Source organism: Chthonomonas sp. (genome assembly GCF_035294505.1).
Taxonomy (GTDB): Bacteria; Armatimonadota; Chthonomonadetes; order Chthonomonadales; family Chthonomonadaceae; genus Chthonomonas.
On the sequence record NZ_DATGKU010000081.1, the window covers coordinates 1 to 17,579 of the forward strand.

17 protein-coding genes are annotated in these 17,579 nt (G+C 54.8%); 5 read left to right on the forward strand and 12 right to left on the reverse strand.

What is annotated here, in order from left to right:
- The 6 genes from VKV18_RS04385 to VKV18_RS04410 all read right to left on the reverse strand — a co-directional run.
- A partial coding sequence (locus tag VKV18_RS04385) for a hypothetical protein (RefSeq protein WP_324203009.1) occupies positions 1-357 on the reverse strand: 357 nt, incomplete at its 3' end.
- Positions 358-361: 4 nt separating this feature from the next.
- Entirely contained in the window at positions 362-811 is a 450-nt protein-coding gene (locus VKV18_RS04390) for a hypothetical protein (RefSeq protein ID WP_324203010.1), read from the reverse strand.
- A 104-nt stretch (positions 812-915) separates the two neighbouring features.
- Entirely contained in the window at positions 916-2,268 is a 1,353-nt protein-coding gene (locus VKV18_RS04395; RefSeq protein ID WP_324203011.1) for a sulfatase-like hydrolase/transferase, read from the reverse strand.
- Positions 2,262-3,245 (reverse strand): sulfotransferase, encoded by a 984-nt coding sequence (locus VKV18_RS04400; protein ID WP_324203012.1) that lies wholly within the window; start codon positions 3,243-3,245, stop codon positions 2,262-2,264. The genes VKV18_RS04395 and VKV18_RS04400 overlap by 7 nt, the downstream gene beginning before the upstream one ends.
- Positions 3,246-3,387: 142 nt before the next feature.
- Positions 3,388-4,794, reverse strand: a complete 1,407-nt coding sequence (radA, locus tag VKV18_RS04405; RefSeq protein ID WP_324203013.1) for a DNA repair protein RadA — start codon at positions 4,792-4,794, stop codon at positions 3,388-3,390.
- Between the two features lie 99 nt (positions 4,795-4,893).
- Positions 4,894-5,766, reverse strand: coding sequence for a hypothetical protein (locus VKV18_RS04410; protein WP_324203014.1), 873 nt, complete (start codon positions 5,764-5,766; stop codon positions 4,894-4,896).
- A gap of 183 nt (positions 5,767-5,949) precedes the next feature.
- On the opposite strand from VKV18_RS04410, the gene VKV18_RS04415 reads away from it, so the two are divergent.
- The 4 genes from VKV18_RS04415 to VKV18_RS04430 all read left to right on the forward strand — a co-directional run bounded on the left by VKV18_RS04415 (position 5,950) and on the right by VKV18_RS04430 (position 10,950).
- The gene (locus VKV18_RS04415) at positions 5,950-8,019 is read left to right on the forward strand and encodes a GAF domain-containing protein (RefSeq protein ID WP_324203015.1); all 2,070 of its coding nucleotides are present in this window, start codon (positions 5,950-5,952) and stop codon (positions 8,017-8,019) included.
- Positions 7,986-8,255, forward strand: coding sequence for a hypothetical protein (locus VKV18_RS04420; RefSeq protein ID WP_324203016.1), 270 nt, complete (start codon positions 7,986-7,988; stop codon positions 8,253-8,255). Before VKV18_RS04415 ends, VKV18_RS04420 begins: the two co-directional genes overlap by 34 nt.
- Before the next feature lie 136 nt (positions 8,256-8,391).
- Positions 8,392-8,955 (forward strand): aminodeoxychorismate/anthranilate synthase component II, encoded by a 564-nt coding sequence (locus VKV18_RS04425; RefSeq protein ID WP_324203017.1) that lies wholly within the window; start codon positions 8,392-8,394, stop codon positions 8,953-8,955.
- Between the two features lie 75 nt (positions 8,956-9,030).
- A complete protein-coding gene (locus tag VKV18_RS04430; protein ID WP_324203018.1) occupies positions 9,031-10,950 on the forward strand; it encodes a hypothetical protein in 1,920 nt (639 codons plus the stop codon).
- A 25-nt stretch (positions 10,951-10,975) separates the two neighbouring features.
- Here the strand turns inward: VKV18_RS04430 and VKV18_RS04435 are convergent, their stop codons facing one another.
- The 4 genes from VKV18_RS04435 to larE are packed head-to-tail and all read right to left on the reverse strand — an operon-like array spanning position 10,976 to position 15,064.
- The gene (locus VKV18_RS04435) at positions 10,976-12,535 is read right to left on the reverse strand and encodes a hypothetical protein (protein WP_324203019.1); all 1,560 of its coding nucleotides are present in this window, start codon (positions 12,533-12,535) and stop codon (positions 10,976-10,978) included.
- Positions 12,532-13,308, reverse strand: a complete 777-nt coding sequence (larB, locus tag VKV18_RS04440; protein WP_345786392.1) for a nickel pincer cofactor biosynthesis protein LarB — start codon at positions 13,306-13,308, stop codon at positions 12,532-12,534. Before larB ends, VKV18_RS04435 begins: the two co-directional genes overlap by 4 nt.
- A gap of 11 nt (positions 13,309-13,319) precedes the next feature.
- Entirely contained in the window at positions 13,320-14,144 is an 825-nt protein-coding gene (locus VKV18_RS04445) for a hypothetical protein (RefSeq protein WP_324203021.1), read from the reverse strand.
- A 29-nt stretch (positions 14,145-14,173) separates the two neighbouring features.
- A complete protein-coding gene (gene larE, locus VKV18_RS04450) occupies positions 14,174-15,064 on the reverse strand; it encodes an ATP-dependent sacrificial sulfur transferase LarE (protein WP_324203022.1) in 891 nt (296 codons plus the stop codon).
- Between the two features lie 433 nt (positions 15,065-15,497).
- Between larE and VKV18_RS04455 the strand changes: the two genes are divergently transcribed.
- Positions 15,498-15,806 carry a hypothetical protein gene (locus VKV18_RS04455; RefSeq protein WP_324203023.1) on the forward strand — a complete coding sequence of 103 codons (309 nt, stop codon included), beginning with the start codon at positions 15,498-15,500 and terminating at the stop codon, positions 15,804-15,806.
- A gap of 507 nt (positions 15,807-16,313) precedes the next feature.
- On the opposite strand, the gene VKV18_RS04460 is transcribed toward VKV18_RS04455, so the two are convergent.
- Positions 16,314-16,475 carry a hypothetical protein gene (locus VKV18_RS04460; protein ID WP_324199872.1) on the reverse strand — a complete coding sequence of 54 codons (162 nt, stop codon included), beginning with the start codon at positions 16,473-16,475 and terminating at the stop codon, positions 16,314-16,316.
- 24 nt (positions 16,476-16,499) lie between these two features.
- The gene (locus VKV18_RS04465; protein WP_324203024.1) at positions 16,500-17,300 is read right to left on the reverse strand and encodes a DUF1559 domain-containing protein; all 801 of its coding nucleotides are present in this window, start codon (positions 17,298-17,300) and stop codon (positions 16,500-16,502) included.
- Positions 17,301-17,579 lie beyond the last annotated feature (279 nt).

Genomic DNA, 17,579 nt, shown 5'->3' on the forward strand with positions numbered 1-17,579 from the left:
GCCATCCGGCGTGATGATCACCCCGGAACCTTCCCAATGGCTCTGCTCCACCTGCGGCTCAACGCCCATCATCTCGTCAAAGATGTCGGGTTCAACCCGCACGGTCTCTGAGGCATCAATATAGACCACCGAACGATAGACAGCCTGGGCGGCACGCGCGTAGACCTCCAGCGGTGATAAGCTGGTTTGAGGCTTGCCGAGAGAGACATTTAAGCTCCCCATCGAAGCCTGACTTTCCGGCTCGTGCCACGTGATGTGGATGTTAGGCAAAACGAAGCCTCCGAGCACAAAGGCGATGCCCAACAACAGCAACATTCTGAGCCAAGCGCGTTTTGAATTTTCCGAAGACGATGGCATTTTCTTACTCCTTTGTCTGTGTTGTATCCTCCATGTCGGGTCCATGTTGTCCATATAGGGCGAACGGTGTAGGCAGTCCTACGAAAAAAAGCCCATAACGTATGAGGATCGCGTACCCCGCTAAAAGCAATTGGCCCCACGGTGTACCTGTTGCCAACGCAGGTGCGGGCATGCTTAAGGGCCAGTCGTTCCAAAAAGAGATGCCCATTAGCAGCGCCAACAGCAGCCAGAGATAGATAAACGTAGGGCGACGCGTTCGTGTGATCGCGGCCAGACACAACCCAAAAAGGCTCCCCTTAATAAAGGCCGTCCCGCCTGTTAGTATGGCCCAGCGGGCGCAATGCAAAAAGAACGATGGCAACAAAACACCTATTAGCAGGGCACAGCAAACCGTGCCCACCTGCTGGGCAATACGACGTTGTCTTCGTAGCAGCAACGGACGATAGGCTTGCATGAATAGGCCCCATGGCGCGGACTTGCAGAGCGGAAAAAGTGAATAGGTTAACATCGCTCCGACTGTGCCCTATCTCTGCTACGTACTTTACCCCATGTTTGTGACTATTGCCACGCCTCTTCTTCAGAAATAGAGAGCTGACCAGAAGGCACTCTTTTCGCGGGGACAATGGTGGGCTTCTCGCCTTCCACTTCTTGAATGCGTCTTAGGAGGCGCTCGCGCATCACCTCGGCCACGCGCGCATGAGAGGCGCATTCAATTCGGTTAGTTAGCTCATAGGGGTCTACTTCAAGGTCGTAGAGGTAGGCCTCCCAGTAGGTATCTGAGTGCGAATCCTGCCAGGGGTTTTTCTGTGGGGCAAACACCCCATACTTCCAGCGGCGGGTTCGCACGGCGCGTCCGACTTGCCATTCGCTGATCTGCAGAAAGACCTCCTCGGGCCATCCCTCTCTCTCGCCACGGGTAAGGCGCAGGAAAGATCGCCCCTGCATGGTTGCCGGTATTGGTAACCCGGCGGCTTCCAGCAAGGTGGGTGGTATATCTACCAGACTTACCAACTGTCGGATCTGCCCCCCGCCATCGAAGCCCGGCCCTTGCAAAGCCGCCGGTACACGGATGGAGCCTTCGTGGCAAGAGCGCTTGTACTCGGTGTTGCGCGTCTTGAAATGACAGCCGTGATCGGAAGTATAGAGCACAATGGTTCTCTCGAGCAGCCGAAGGCTCCGAAGCACATCGAGCAGCAGGCCGAAGGCCTCGTCCAATCGCTTCACCATCCCATAGTATCCGGCGAGATGTTGGTGCACAGACCCCCCAAGCGCAGCGAGGTCGGGCGGCATCCATCGCCCCACATAACGCTCGGCATAGCCTTCCGGCGCAGGATAGTTATCGAGCCGATTCTGGTGATGAGGTTCGAGAAAGGAGAGAAAAAGAAAGAAGGGTCGTTCTTGATGAGAGGCGATGTAGCGAATGGCCGCATCCGTTAGCGCGTTGACCCGATACCCCGGCAGCAATACCGCGTTTCCCTCGTTATCGTAAACCACCGTACGATAGGGATCGGAAGAGAACTCCAGCACATTGGAGGCAAGCCAATAGTCGTAACCCCCTCGTTCGGCTTCGGGCACCGGATCGCGCGAGGCAAGATGCCACTTGCCGATGTAGGCCGTATCGTAACCGGCTTCGCGAAAACACCGCGCCATGGTAATCGCGTCGGGCGGCAAAGGGATGCCGTTACGGAAGCACCCCACTTGGGTGGCATAACAACCTGTTTGAAGCGCCGCACGTGCCGGCCCGCAGACGGGTTGGCATGTAAAAGCATAATAGAGATGGGTGCCACGTTGGGCCATTCGGTCGAAATTCGGCGTGAGGTCTAACGGGTTTCCGTGAACCCCGGTTGTATCCCAACGCTGTTGATCGGTGAAGAAGATGATGACATTCGGCGGTGCACTCGATTTTACCATCGCTTCGTCTCAGGAGGAATGATAAGCCCTGTTGCCTGTCTCAGGATGACCTCGTTGATTTCGATTTCGGTAAAATTCGCGATGGCCGTGATGATCTCCTGCGGAGTTTGCAAGAGATCTTCGTAGCTTACCTCCGCATACCGATCACCCAAAGCACGATACTTCTCACCCTCGCTTACGTACTGATCGTACAACCGCCGCCAGTCCTCTTCCGTTTTAGGATGCGATTGTTGTAACTGCCGTCTCAGCACAAACCTTTCAAAAGCGAGCCTCGGATGTGTGAGGGCCCTGATTACTCGACGATGTAGAGGGGGAGCAAAGTGCGGAGTTCGTGCCGCCCAGCTCTCAGCGCGACGCATGAGGCTTTTCACAACCGCATCGGGGTTACGACGCACGTGCAACACTTTGGCATTAGGAAACAGTTGCAGCCAATAGCGCAAGGTAAAGGTAGTTCGCGGGTCTTTCCAGCCCCATGGCCCCTCATAGCCCTTCGGCATTGCGCCCAGATACTGTGTGCGCAGTATCCCAAAAGTTGCCCTTTGTAGGATACGTACAGCGCTCTTGGTGAACTGCGGATCGTCCTGCAATGCAATGAGAGAATCCACATTATCCCACGTGGCTCCGGCCCGCGCAAAGATGCGTTCGTTGACGAGCCGAAAACTTTCATCCTCACCATAGCCATCACGCACTCTCTTAGGCGTGGGAACAAAACCGTTGCTTTTCTGACTAGTATAAATGATAAGGGAGTTCCGCGGTGTGTGGTGAATGATAAGCTTACTCTCCTCTTGAGGGTCTCCAATGCGTCCCATGTAGGCTCCCATGAGGGCCAAAATGGCGGCCATTAAGCTTGTGCCGGAGCGATGCATGCCGATGACAACGACGGGCGGCCCTAGCTTACAAAATGGTGCGTACATCCATCGTGGCACCGACTTTTGCAAAGCAACGGCACTCTCCGCCGAAAGCTCTTTTTCTAACATCCTTCCTATCCTCTATGGTGATCTCCGAACTTACTATAATAGACTGGCAATCTCTTTGCGGAGTTATCATTCGTTTATTCTGAATTTTTACTGGAGAAATAATATACACAAAAGAACACATAATAGCAGAACTCACGAGGGTTCATCTACCTCCTGGCAACAGTCCCTTCGGCAAGGCCTCCGCTATGGTCGAAATGCCGACTACCTCCAGCCCCACACGATCCTTCAGCTCGGCTAAATGGTGTTTGGCAATAAGCGCCCGCCGAAACCCTTGTCTTGCCGCCTCACGTAGGCGCTTTTCGCCCTGCGAAACCGCTCTTATCTCCCCGTTTAACCCCACTTCACCGATGAAAACGGTGGTAGGCTCCACAGGCTGTTCTCGAAAGCTTGAAATAACCGCCATCGCTACAGCCAAGTCGGCCGCGGTCTCCACTACACGCACCCCACCGGCCACGTTGACAAACACGTCCTGCTCTGCCAACTTCAGGCCAAGCCGTTTCTCTAACACGGCCAGAATCATGTTGACCCGATTAGGGTCCAACCCATTGATGACACGGCGTGGACTGGCCAAGAACGAGCGCGCGACAAGCCCTTGCACCTCTACCAGCAGCGCCCGTGTTCCCTCCAGAGTCGCCGAGATAGCCGACCCGATCCCATCCTGCGCTCGTTCGGCCAGGAGAGCCGCCGAGGGGTTGTCCACACTGATCAGACCCTGCTCGCGCATCTCGAAAATGCCCAGCTCATCGGTAGAACCAAACCGATTTTTCACGGCTCGCAACAACCGGTAGGCGTTCTGGCGATCCCCTTCAAAATAGAGCACGGTATCCACGATATGTTCCAACACACGGGGTCCGGCGAGGTTGCCTTCCTTAGTCACATGGCCGATAAGGATCACCGGCACACCGATTGCTTTTGAAAAGCGCGCCAGCCTGGCCGCACAAGCGCGCACTTGGCTTACCGAGCCGGGGATGGAATCGAGCGACCCATCCTGTGTCGTCTGTATGCTATCCACGATTGCAAGCGTGGGTCGCAGCTTTTCCAGATGGCCCTCGATGCGCTCGATATCCGTCTCCACACTCACGAACAGCCGCTCGGTTTCGGCACCCAAACGGGCACTCCGCAGTCGAATCTGTTGGGCACTCTCCTCGCCGGAAATATAGAGTACCGAGCCGGCCGTCTGCGCTCTTGCGATATGATAGGCCACCTGAGTTAGCAACGTTGATTTGCCGATACCAGGATCGCCCCCCACCAGCACGATGCTGCCGGGCACGATGCCGCCACCTAAAACCCTATCGAACTCGCCGATACCGCTTAGGATGCGGGGCTGTGAGGCCATCTCCACCTGCGTTATCGGCAGCGGCGCAGCCGCATCGGCAGCGCTGGAGACCGTCTGCGCCGACTTCGACTTGCTACGCTCCTTATGCGTAGGGCGTAAGACGACTTCCTCCACAAACGAGTCCCACGTTTCGCATTCCGGGCATCGTCCAAGCCATTTTAGCGACTCGTAACCGCAGTTCTGGCAAACATATCGTGTCTGGAACTGGCTCATAGCACCGGCCCCAACAGATACTTCTGTAAAACCACGCCACGCTTCAGCGGGGCTTGGAGAGCGCATCGGAATGTCAAAATTAATGACGTGACAAGAGCGCTAAAGTTCAGAGGAATTTTCATCCAGTGTCTCCTTTGCATCTGTGGGGCGTACAAGCTGTTCGACCGGGGTTTGCAACGTAGCAGAATCGGCCGTGCGCAGCAGCACTTCCTTTTCCTGTGCTCGATTCACTGAAGGCCGCAGGAGGGTACTGCTTTGCTGCAACTGGAGAACCCTCTCACGCAACTGCGGCAAACACCGTTGAGCGGCCTCCCTTAAAGCCCGCTGTCGTCGTAATGGGGTTTCGGAAAGGCGCTCCACAACAGGAACGGCATGGGCATCGCCTATGCGCCCTAACGCCTCCAATACGGCCAGTTGCAGGGGAACACGCCGCCGATTGGTATCACGCAGGATGGCATAGAGTTGCGCCCGCTGCTCGTCGTTTAAAAGGGCGGCGTCGGAGGCCTTCATCTGCGGCAACAGCTCGATAAGGGCCTCTTCTATCGCCCCGCGCATGCGCGGACTAGAAATGCCCCATAAAGATAACAGCGGACCCACCACACGGACATCCCGATGGAGGCTAACGTTTTGAAGGAGTTTGAGGCTCGTGTGCATATCCCTGGAGTAAACCAGTACAACGCCTAAAAGCATGGTCAGGAAAAGAAGCCACGAGCTGAGCACCGCCCAAAGGGGCAGGGTCTCGATCCCTTTCTGTAGCGCAACGAGAACCCCTGCTATCTCTACAAAAAACATAAGGATAGCGGCAAGTACGCTAAGGCTCACCATAAGGCGCATATGCCTGCGGGACCGCTTTTCATGACGCTCCAGACGCTGCAACAAATCTTCTAGCCTTGCATCTCCTAACGCTGACTTGGATGGCGCCGCGCTCTGGTTGCCCTTTTGCGCTTCGTGATGGGTTCTAGAAATGTTCACACGATATTCTCCTGTTGCGGTTAATCTTAACTACTTTTTCCTCGTAGCCCTCGTTAGCCAGCCAATAGCCGTGGCTATTACAAACGAGACATCATTGTTATGTTGACATAAGCCATTTTTTGTGCAACAATGAGTACCACTTTAATGTGAGGCTCCCGTAGAAAGTGAGGAGTGGGTTAAATCATGAGTCGAGCCGCCTCGCAGCGCGCAGCGATCCGCCGCCTCCATGCCATGCTCGCCGCCTCCCTGCCTAAAGACACCGTGTATCAAGCTGTGGTGGAAGAGGCCTGCCGGCTAACCGATGCGGCCGGTGCCGCTCTCTGCTTCCTCGCCGAAGATAACACCTTGCTCGATTATGTGGCAGCCGCCGGAGAGTATGCCGATCAGATAACCGGTCTCCGGGTGCGAGTCACCGATTCCTTGGCCGAACGGGTGCTCCACGAGGGGCGTCCGGTGCTCTTTGATCCGCACCAGGCCGTTCAGGTGGGCGACCTCTTTGAAGAAGAGGGCCATCCGCTGCCGACCACTTTTTCTCCTACCTCTCTTTTTAACGCACGAACCGCCGCCCTCGTGCCCGTCTATTACAACAACCGAATCGTCGGGGTGCTTGCCGCCCTTAATCGCCAAGAAAACGATACTCTCCTCGCCCGTCCGGCTCTTGATGAAGAGGATATAGATATCCTGGAGACACTTGCCGGAATCGTGTCCCTTGCACAAAGCGTGGCCGATACCAACTACCTCGCCAGAGAGCACTCCCGCGAACTGAACGTGTTCTACGATGCCATCCGAAGCATCTCCAGCAGCCTTAACCTCCAAGAGGTGGTAGACAAGGTACTCGATATCGCTTGCCGGCATATGGAACATCACGCCGCAGCCCTCTTCTTGTTGAACGATGAGCACACGCATCTTATCATCGCGGCCGAGCGCAACTTAAGCCAAGAAGAGAGCGAACGCCAACTCTCCGTAGAAAACAACCTTGTCTCTCAGGTTCTTCATCAGGCACGCTCGTTTTTGATCGCCGATGTGGAAGAGCAGCCCGACTTCGAGGACATCTCTGACCCACCTCGCGCCCTCTCCGCCCTCCTCGTCCCCATCCGCAACGGCGAGGAGGTGCACGGGCTTATTATGCTCACAAGCCTTCAAAGACATGCCTATACTCCAGACGACCTGCGCCTGCTTACTGCACTCGGCCTCCACGCCGGCATCGCCATCGAAAACGCGGAGCTTTATGAAGAGGCCCTGCGCCAAGCCACCGAGGCCTCCGCGCTTTACGAATTCTCCCAGCAGATCAACTCAACCCTCGAAATTCAAGAGATTCTCGATTATGTGGCCGATTGTGTCTGTAATCTGCTGGAGGTTGACCGCCTCATCATCCGTCTCTACGATAGAGATAAAGACCTTTTGATCCCACGTCTCATACGCCATCCCAACCCTGCTCTTATTGAAAATCTTCGTCTCCGCCCCGGCGAAGGCATCGCAGGGTGGGTCTTCGAGTGGCAGACACCGCAAGCCGTCGTTGATGTGGCGGCCGACCCCCGCAATCGCCTTGCACCCATTCACCATCTCGGCATCGCCTCGGTACTGTGCGTTCCCATGCACGCCCAAGATCAGACCGTTGGCGTTATCGAGGCCCTGAGCAGCAAACGGCGTCTGTTCACTGTAGCCGAGATGGAACGTCTCTATACTATAGCCAACCAATCGGCAGCCGCCATTCTGAACGCCTCCCTTTACCAGGAAGCGCGGGCCAAGTCGCATGAGATGCGCCGTTATTTCAAACGTGTCTCTCATGCCGTAGGCACCCTCCTTGAGCAGCAAGATTTGCCCCTTCGCCTCGCTGACCTCTGTGTGGAGATGTTACGCGCCGATCGCTGCACCATCTATCGCCTCAGCGCAGATAGGCTCTCGCTTTTAGCAGCCTCCCGCTTTCGCAGCGGCGTGCATCCGGAAGGAGAGATACGACTGGGACAGGGCCTTGCCGGGTGGGTTGCGAAAAGAGGTCAGTCCCTCATTGTGCCCCTGCTTCTAGAGGATGATCGCGCCCAAAGCTATGCCTGGCTTCAACGAGACCATATGGCCTCCTATCTTGGCGTGCCCGTAAAGGTAGATAAACAGGTTGTGGGGGTTGTAGAGGTCTACTCCTCCGAGCCAGATCGTTTTGACAAAGAGGAGGCCAAACTGCTCACGGCCTTTCTGAATCGAACGACGTTAGGAGAGAAGCTATGGCAAGGGATGACCGAGGCCATCTCCAGATGAAAGCCGATTCCAGCCCCCCTTTTCGCCCCTGCTGGCGATGCCGTCGTTACGATCGCATCCGACGACTTTGCCGTGACGGCAAAGCGAATCCTCGTCGAAAAATAGATGCGTTTGCCCTCGTCGAGCTGCTAGGGGTGCGGTCGCTTTGCATCTACAATCCTTATCGCGAAACGCTCGCCCGCCGCATCTACAGGCCCAATTTTAGCGGGAAGGTATCAAAAAGCAAAAGCGACTAGCTTCAAACCGCTCCCTCTTACCTCAGGCCTACGAGACAAAAGTTAAAATTCGCTCGTTAAGGTAAACTTCTTGTCTGATGGCTGCGTATCGAGAGAAGGAAGGAGGACGCCCTCATGACAAGGGCGCTTCTTAAAGATGATTCTTGTTATTGATAACTATGACAGTTTTACTTATAACCTCGTGCAGTATCTCGGGGAGTTGGGGGCCGATGTGGCGGTTTATCGCAACGATCAGATCTCCCTTGAGGAGATCGCCCGCCTCCGCCCGGAACGGCTTGTTATTTCGCCCGGGCCGTGCACACCCAAAGAGGCGGGAATTAGCGTACCGCTCATCCAGCGTTTTGCCGGTGAATTTCCCATTCTTGGAGTCTGCTTAGGTCACCAAGCCATCGGAGCGGCTTTTGGAGGAGAGGTCGTACGTAACTATCGTGTGATGCATGGCAAAATCTCGAAGATATATCACGACGGTAAAGGCGTTTTCACCGATCTCCCTAACCCCTTTGAGGCCACACGCTACCATTCTCTAGTGATTCGCCGTGAAACCATGCCCGAATGCCTTCAGATAACCGCTCATACCCCCGAAGGGGAGGTCATGGGCGTACGCCACAAAAACTTCCCCATTGAAGGCGTGCAGTTTCATCCAGAATCGGTTCTCACTGCGGTAGGCAAGCAGATTTTGGTGAACTTTCTCAGCCTTTAGGGTGTTTCTTTCCGGTTTTGCATCTCCTAGAAGTAGTATAAAACTGTACCACTTCGAATGAAAGGGGAAGAACCCATGGAGGACGCCAACTACAGCTCCTTCAATGAGCTGCAAAATTCCATCTACGATTCGCCCGAAGCGTTTAACGCCTATCTCGCCAAACTCCGCTGGCGTTATGAACAGCAACAGTGGGCGTTTTCACGTTTGCGCTTCCTCGAAGCGGCGATTGAGCGGTTGGAAACGGAACTGCCGCTATTCCCGGAATCGGAGGAGATCACCAAAGAACTTCAGTCCGTGCTTGCTAACTTCCGTTCGCTCCTCCAGGATCACAAACAGCACATGGAGGCCTTCTTCACACCGGCGCCCCAGGCAAGCCGCGGGCAACCCCCCGCCGACCAAACCGTTTTTCTGGATGCCTCAAAGCTCTCCCACACCTTTACCGATGCCGAACCCATCGCTCCAGAGAGTGAATTCCAAGAAGCGTCCTCCGGTGCACAAAACGAAATGCCCTTATCGGCAGCTGAAGCGCCAGAAACGCCCCTTCAAATGCAGGAAGAGATTATGGAAGCGCCTCTTTCTGCCACTCCACCTCAGCCGAACCCCCTAGATGAGCTTGTAAGCATAACCGAAAAACCACCTAGCCCGGCCCCCGCGATCCCGCTTGAAGACCTTCGCACCCGTGTGGATAGTCTGCTTGCACAATGGCAAGCTCTCAAAGAGCAGCTAGAACAGGGTGGCGATAGTATCGCCATATGGTTTGAGGTGCGTGCGCTGGCCTGTGAGATCAATGCCCTCTACGACCTCGGTGCCGCTCATGACGCTCAAAGCCTAGCTAAGCTGGAGCAGCTTCAGACAAGCATACTCTTCACACGCCAGTGGACAGAAGATACAGAGCATAGCCTCCCCTTTGAGGTTTGGGAGATACCCACCGAACTCGAAGAGCCTTCTATCTCCGCAGAAGAGTGGGTTCAACTCGCCCAATATTTCCGCTATACGGCCCAAGCGCACCAAGCCTTGAATTGGTGGGAAGCCCATCGCCACCAGATTCACCCCGAAGAACGCCACAAAATACTCGACTATGTCGCCGCCGCTCAACAACTTCTCTTTCGCTTCATGAGCGAATTGGACGGTTTCGACAAGCTGCAAGAGAAACTCTATAAAACCATCCAGAACCATGCGGAAAAAGAGGGCTATCTCCAGTCCCTCTCCCCCGACATAACGCTGAAAACTTTGGAAAAAAGGGCAAAAGAGCTTGAGAGCATCGTGGCTCAGGAAAAGCAACGTTTGCAACGCCTCCAACAAGACCGTGAGCGAGAAAAACGCCAACTGGAAGCCCTTGACAACCTTCTTTTGTTCATAGAAAACTACCCGGAAGACGAGATACGGCAAGAGACCTTTAAGGAGGATCAGCGCCAACTGCTCGGGCTGCTCGATGCCTGCCGTGCAGCCGGCTTACCTCCCTCCAAAAAAGAGATCAGCCGCCCGCTCATCCGATGTATTGCGCTGCTTCAAGGTCAGGCAAAGTACCAAGATTTTCTACGCTATGCCCAAGCTCAGGAGCGAAAACTGCAGGAGGAGAAGCTAGCCGCGTCCCTTGCCGAAACTGCAGAGCAAAATGAACCCGAAAATTCGGAGATCGCTGCCTGGTGCTCCGCCCTCTTGCCGTATACAGAAGGCAAAAAGCTGGTGATCATCGGAGGCTCTCGCAAATACCACAAGGTCTGCGCCGACCTCAAAGAGCGGCTGAAACTGGCGGAGGCGAAGTGGCTAACCTGCGAAAAAACCACCAACCCCGCCAAGTACGAAGCCGAAATCCGCGCATCCGACATTTTTATGCTGGTGATAAAGCACGTGAGCCACAGCATGTCGGAACAGGGAAGGAGATGGATTGAGGACGCAGGAGGGCGTTACGTAGCGCTTCCCGGCGGATTTGGCGAGAAGCAGATCATCCACTGCCTCTACGAAGAACTGGTGTCGAATCACGCGAGCCGCTAGAGCTATCCCAATAGCCTTTGCCTATTTAGCGCGGACGCCAGATGTAGACGGGGCGTCGAGGGCTTGGGGTGAGAAAACCCGTCACCACCCAAGAGGCCGTGTAGTACTGGCTTTGTACAGGGCGATAAAAGGCGTAGAGCATTCGGCCGAACGCATCGTGTGCGCCCGGCAGTCCCTCGGTGAGAATGGCGCTATAGCGCTTAGCCTTCAACGCCTGCGCCAGTCCTAAAGGCACCCGATGGAGGGTGTTCAGCACATCAAGCAACCCCATGATCTGGAAATGAGGGGGAACTGTGAAGCCACCATGGTCGAGGCATAGCACCTCGCCCCCTCTTTCCAACGTTTGAACCTCCCTTAGATAACGTTGCCCGGCCTCTCGATTCTGCCGATGCGGGATCTGGGCGAACGGATTATAAGCTATGGCAACAAACTGCGCAAGTGTCAAACTTAACAGGCCCGGCAGCAGATGCGGATAGGCTTCTACTGTATAGGCCGCATAGGTGCAGGCCATAATTCCGATAAAAAGATATGCCGTCATCAACACATTCTGATCGCCTCCCCAATGTGCCCGACTTAGCCAACTGCCCAACACCCCTGCCGTACTCATGGCAAAAAGCAGGGTTTTCTCGCTAAGGGGCATTTGGTGCCCTGCTTGTTTCCATACAAGGACGATCAGCACGATGAGTGGAGCGTATAGCGCAAGGTCATTATAAAGAAACAGCAGCGCTAAGAAGGCATGAATGCCATTGGCAAGCGGTACCCGAAAACAGTAGAACCAGAACCAGCCGTGTGTGGCCTGGTTCAGCAGAAGGAGGGGGATAACACAGCCCAAACCCGTTATACCAAGCAAAAGGTACAGAGACCGCCAATTTCGCAGATACCAAAGTGCCAGAGCCGCCGCCATAATAAAAAGAACAGCCTGTTGCTTGGTAAAAAAAGCCAGCACAAAAGCCACAGAGGCCACTACGGTTCCAACCCATCCTTTATCAAGCGCATAGATGCCTAATAGAGAAAGAAACAAAAACAACATATCGAGGCGTTCGAGATCGTACCATGCTCCGGTTACCCTATAGGCGGCCAAAAACAAGCCACCAGCAAGCAGAGCCCAAAAGGCAGTTTGAGTGGCACCGGCAGTAAGTCGCTTCGTCCACAACGCGATGAGAACTGCACATCCCACGGTACTAACGATGGAGACACCACGCATGATCACAAAGGCTGGCAGTGGAAACCATCTAAGGAGTTTGGCGCAGACCCATGGGTAGAGAGGAGGGTACTCATAGGGAAACCAACCGCCGCCCGGAGGCACATAAAAAGGCTGATGATGCAGAAAGCGCTCCACATGGTCGCGCATAGCCCCTCCTATCCATTCCAACTCGAACGGATAGGTTAGGCGAAGGCAGGCAATCGCAAACCAGACCACCGCCCAAAACAGCGAAAGCGCAAGGCAAGCAAAACCCAGCGCTTTCACAAGAGAGAGGGAAGCCGATAGTTTAGCGTCGGGACGACGTGCACGACACATCCAAAAGGCGCCCACACCTGCAGCCAGGAGCGCCCACATGAGACGCCCCAAAACCCCGACGCTCACGCGCCTTTGCGCTCCAACCCTCGCAGGTTGATGAGATGCGCCAGAAAACCGGCACCAAACCCGTTATCAATATTGACCACCCCAACCCCGCTAGCACAGGAGTTAAGCATGGTAAGCAGAGCCGAGAGGCCCCCAAAACCGGCCCCATAGCCCACACTCGTAGGCACGGCGATAACGGGGCGTGCCACCAACCCTCCAACGACCGAGGCGAGCGCTCCTTCCATGCCGGCCACCACAATTACCACATTGGCCGCATAGAGTTGGCGCTGGTTCGCCAACAACCGATGAAGCCCCGCCACACCCACATCGTAGAGACGCTCTACCGGACTGCCCATTTCGGCCACCGTCACGGCAGCCTCCTCGGCAACCGGCAAGTCCGCCGTGCCGGCAGAAACCACAAGCACCGTGCCGACTGTGGCGGGAGGGGGAACCTCTATGGCGCCAGGCAGAACCAACATACGCGCCTGTTCGTGGTAGATCGCCGACGGCAGCGCAGCGCGCACCTCTGCGGCCACTTCGGGCGTCGCCCGGGTAGCCAAAACTTTGGAGGCGTGTGCTGCCACACGCTCCATGATGGCGATAATTTGGGGCACCGTTTTGTTTGGACAATAGACCACCTCAGGGAAACCGTTCCTCAAAGCCCGATGGTGGTCAATACGGGCAAAACCAACGTCTTCAAACGGGAGAAAACGGAGCTGCTCCAACGCCTCCTCCGGGCTAACGCTCCCTGCTCGCACCTGCTCCAGTAGCTTTAACAAACTTTCCGGCTCCATACTACCCCCTGTTATGGTTTGTGGCTCTTTGTAGGTGTTCCTATCTGCGGAGCTCCTACCGTCCCTCCAAAGCCTGACATTTCGGTGGCCCCAGGGGGCGGTGTAAAGTGGAAAAGGCTTTCGGGAAGGGGTGGATTGAGCTTTTCGCTTAACAGTTTCATCGTCGCATGTATCATAATTCCTTGCGCTGATTGCACGTCGCCAGAGCTTCCCAACACCTTGTAGGTGGCCTTGTCTATGTAGATTTTAGTCGTTACAGGCGGCACACCGGGGTGTGGAGATCGAATGGTCATTAGCAGAACATAGGCACCATGTCCATCAAAAGAGGTGGAGGGCAGAAGCTTGAGTTGGGCACCTAACTTCTTGAGCTGTGCCGGGCTGGGCACCCCACCGGTAAACATGCCGAGGCCTCCGAACTGTGTGTTGGTCTCCTGCAACGGTATTTTCATATAGCTATTCATCGCTTTTAAGTAGAGATACACCTCTTTACCATCCGATACACTTACCGATTGTCCCAGAGCCGACATCATAGCAAGCTGGCCGGTACCGACGCCGGACGGTTCTGACACAACGTAGGCTTTACGCTCTTTAGGGATCATTTTCACGATCATCTTAAGCTGCAAAGCCCCCATCTGCGGTATCTGCTGTGTCATAAGATAGGTGGCCTCATAGGTATGTAGGCTCATATAGCGCTGCAGGACTTTACCGTATATCTCGCTCGCCGTTTGCGCCCATGCCACCCCCCCTAAGAGCAGCATAGACCCAACCAGCACGCAAACCCCTCTTAAGAAGCTCTGTTTCATCCGCTCGTCTCTATGCGCCTTATCCATTTTCACAGGCGCTCTCCTCCTTTGTTAGATGCCTATCAATGACGGGAACGCAGGGTGATGGTTTCACGCCCGATGAGGGAGCTATTCAATGTATCGTTCATCTTGCCCTGCCGGTAGCCCTCAATGTCGAGGGTCACATAGGTGTAACCTAGCTCGCGAAAGCGAGTGAGGATGGCTTCCCGATGTTCCAACACGTGCATCATTTCGTGCGGCTCTACCTCGATACGGGCAATTGTATCGTGATGACGCACCCGAAACTGTCGAAAACCCAGGGAACGCAAGAACTTTTCACATCCGTCTACCCGCGCCAAAAGCTCCGGTGTGATGCGCGTGCCATAGGGGAAACGCGAAGAGAGGCAGGCAAAAGAGGGCTTGTCCCAATTCGGGAGCCCTAGGTGGCGTGCCAGCGCACGAATATCGGATTTCGTAAAACCTGCCTCCCGTAGGGGACTGCGCACCCCGCGCTCTTCGGCCGCAATCATTCCCGGCCGATGGTCGCCCGGCCGCCCATCTTCCGCATGGCTGCCATCGGCAATCCAACGAATGCCACGCGCGTCGGCCACCTTGCGCAGCTCAGTGTACAGTTCCGTTTTACAGTGGTAGCACCGATTGGGGTTGTTCACCGCGAAATGGGGATTGGATAGCTCATGGGTCGTAATAAGAACCACTTCCACCCCGATCTGTTGCGCCACCTTCACGGCCTCTTCCACTTCACCCTCTGGAAAGGCCTCAGAGTTCCCTACAACCGCCAGCGCTCCCTGCCCCAACTCATCATAGGCTACCTTCAGCACCAAAGTGCTATCCACCCCCCCAGAGTAGCCTACCACGACCTGCCCCATGTCTTGGAGGATCTGTCTTAACTGATGATATTTAGCCGCTAAATCGGGGCTTAAGGACACCTCTTTGCTTTCCACCGCTTGTGTCATGCATTTCCTCTCAAAAGCTTCTCGCTAAACCGACGAATCTGCCTTGAACTTGTTTCTGCAACTATCATTATATCACCTCCACCTTCCCATCGCAACGTAACCGCCCCCCTTGCCTAGCCAAAACGGAAAGCAGACATTGCTTCTGGTGGTATAGAGCCTACCACGGCGATGCCACTGCTGGCGCTCATGCAAGCATCGTGTGGATTCCTCCAGTTCGTTGCCGATGTCGTTAGGCACGCTCTCTGCCGGGGGGAGTGTATCGGCGACGCTGGTGTTTCCGTCTGGAGTTGCTTCCGGCGGTGGTTTGTTGCAGGTGCGCGGGAGCTATGGAGGGGGTAGTTTTGGGGGAAGTTTCCGCGTGACCGTACCGTAGTTTGGTGTTTGGTTGTGTTTATGCTGCCTTCCTTCATCTTGGATGAAGGGAGGCAGTTTTTTGTGGGAGAGGGCACCTGCGGTGGGCGTCCTCGCGGACGGCGCCTTTGTGGCCAGAAAGATTGCCTTACTCGCCTCTTTCTCTGGCCGCTGCATCGCTGTCTGCTTCTCCAGCCCCCACCCCCCGCCCCTCAAGGCCGACGCTGGGGTCCCCAGAAAATCGCAAGATTTTCTGGGGCAGGGCGCCCTCCCCCTCCCCCAATTTGGGAGTGGAGCTGACCACCTCAGCGGCCAGTACAGTTCCCATAATCGTCTATCTCTCTGGCCGCTGCATCGCCGTCTGCAAGACCGCTGCATCGCCGTGCGCTAGCACCTCCCGAATCGGGGGAAAGGATGGGATAGGGGGCGAACAAGATAGGCTTGCTTTGCTGACTTGCTCTAGAACCGTGAAGCCGGTAGTCTCTCCAGCCCCTCCCCCATCTCTCAAAACCGGTGGCAATGGAAACACAAGATTTCTCGCCTTCGGCTCGAAATGACAGTTGTATGACAGTTGTCTTCGGCTCGAACGGACAGTCGTATCGTCAGCTCTTCAAGCCCCCACCCCCACTCCCCTCAAGGCCGACGCTGGGGTCCCCAGAAAATCGCAAGATTTTCTGGGGCAGGGCGCCCTCCCCCTCCCCCTATTAGGGAGAGGGGAGACCAGCAAGTTTATTGGCAGTTTGCTATGATAACCTTCTCAGCGGAAACTAGCCACAACCGCCTCTTACAGACAGAAAGAGAAAGGACACATAAAAACTTTAGGGCTACCTATCGTCAGGTAACCCTAAGTCGTTTTTTCTGAGAGCTGCTTTAGCTAGAGTTATGCTAGAATACCTTCCTATTTGGGCGGTGGCACCATGTGTGCTTTCATCTTCATGAACTCGGCTGGCGAGACGTTCTGTTTGGTAGGCCCAAACACCTTATAGCCGATCACGGCCAAGATCACGACCACCACGGCCACCACCACCGCAATCACCGCAGGATGGACTTCTCGTTGCATTTTGCTTACCTCTTCATCGTAGATTTACCGATAGGCAGGTGGAATCTCTTTGAGCAAGCAGGCGACGAAGGCCGCACCGTTGTTAGGTCCGCTTGCGCAAGGATCACCGCCCCAGTTCGACCACTCGTTCGGGTCGTTATCGGGGTTCCACATAAAGGTAGGCGCAATCGTTGCCGCCAACTTCATCCACTTCACATGACCATCCGCAAAGGCCCAGTTGCCAGCCGTATTGTGCCAAAACGGTAGGCTTCCGCCATTGGCGTTATAGTTCCAACTGATCGTCCATGTGCCCAGATCGGGCCAGAAGTCACGTGTCTCGAGAACATCTATGGTGGTTGCCGGATACTGAACGGAAGCGAGTGTGGGGCCACCTGGGTCAAACAGGTTCCCGTTATCTGCATAGTTGGCCAGCGAGTGCCAGTAGTTGTTTTGCCAATCCTGGCGGGTCATATTGCCATCTTGCAGACATCCGTCATCTCCGTTGCCCGCCTTCATCCAAGAGAACTCATTATAGGACCAAGGCGCAGAAGGGCAGATCCAAAGTTGCTCGTTTTTGATGTAGGGCATCACCACCGCCCGCCAAGTAACGTGCTGCCCGTTGGGGGTGAAGATACGGTTGGCCGGATAGGTCTCGTCGTAGTCTTGCACATACATTTGGCGCCCAAGCTCTATCTGTTTCATGTTGCTGGCACAACTGATGGTTCGTGCCTTTTCGCGTGCCTGGGCAAAGACAGGGAAGAGAATAGCCGCAAGAATCGCTATTATCGCGATAACGACAAGCAGCTCTATTAAGGTAAAACCTTTTAATTTAAACTCCTGCTTCATCTTTTTAAACTCCTTTCGAATTGCTAGGTTTAAAATCGCACTTTTTGTTTTTTCTAGGTGCATCTAGCGAGCAGCTCTCTTATCGAGTCTGACGATTCATTATACGCAAAGTTACGCCTTTTTAGCAACCCTTTGAGACAGAAACCTTTGATATAGTCAATATCTATTTGAAGAACAGGTTTTAAGTTAGTTGAGCTTTATATAACATAAAGAGTTACTTTAGAACACACAGGAGGCAAAAAATAGGAACAGCGTTTACAGGCTCATGCGATGTAAACG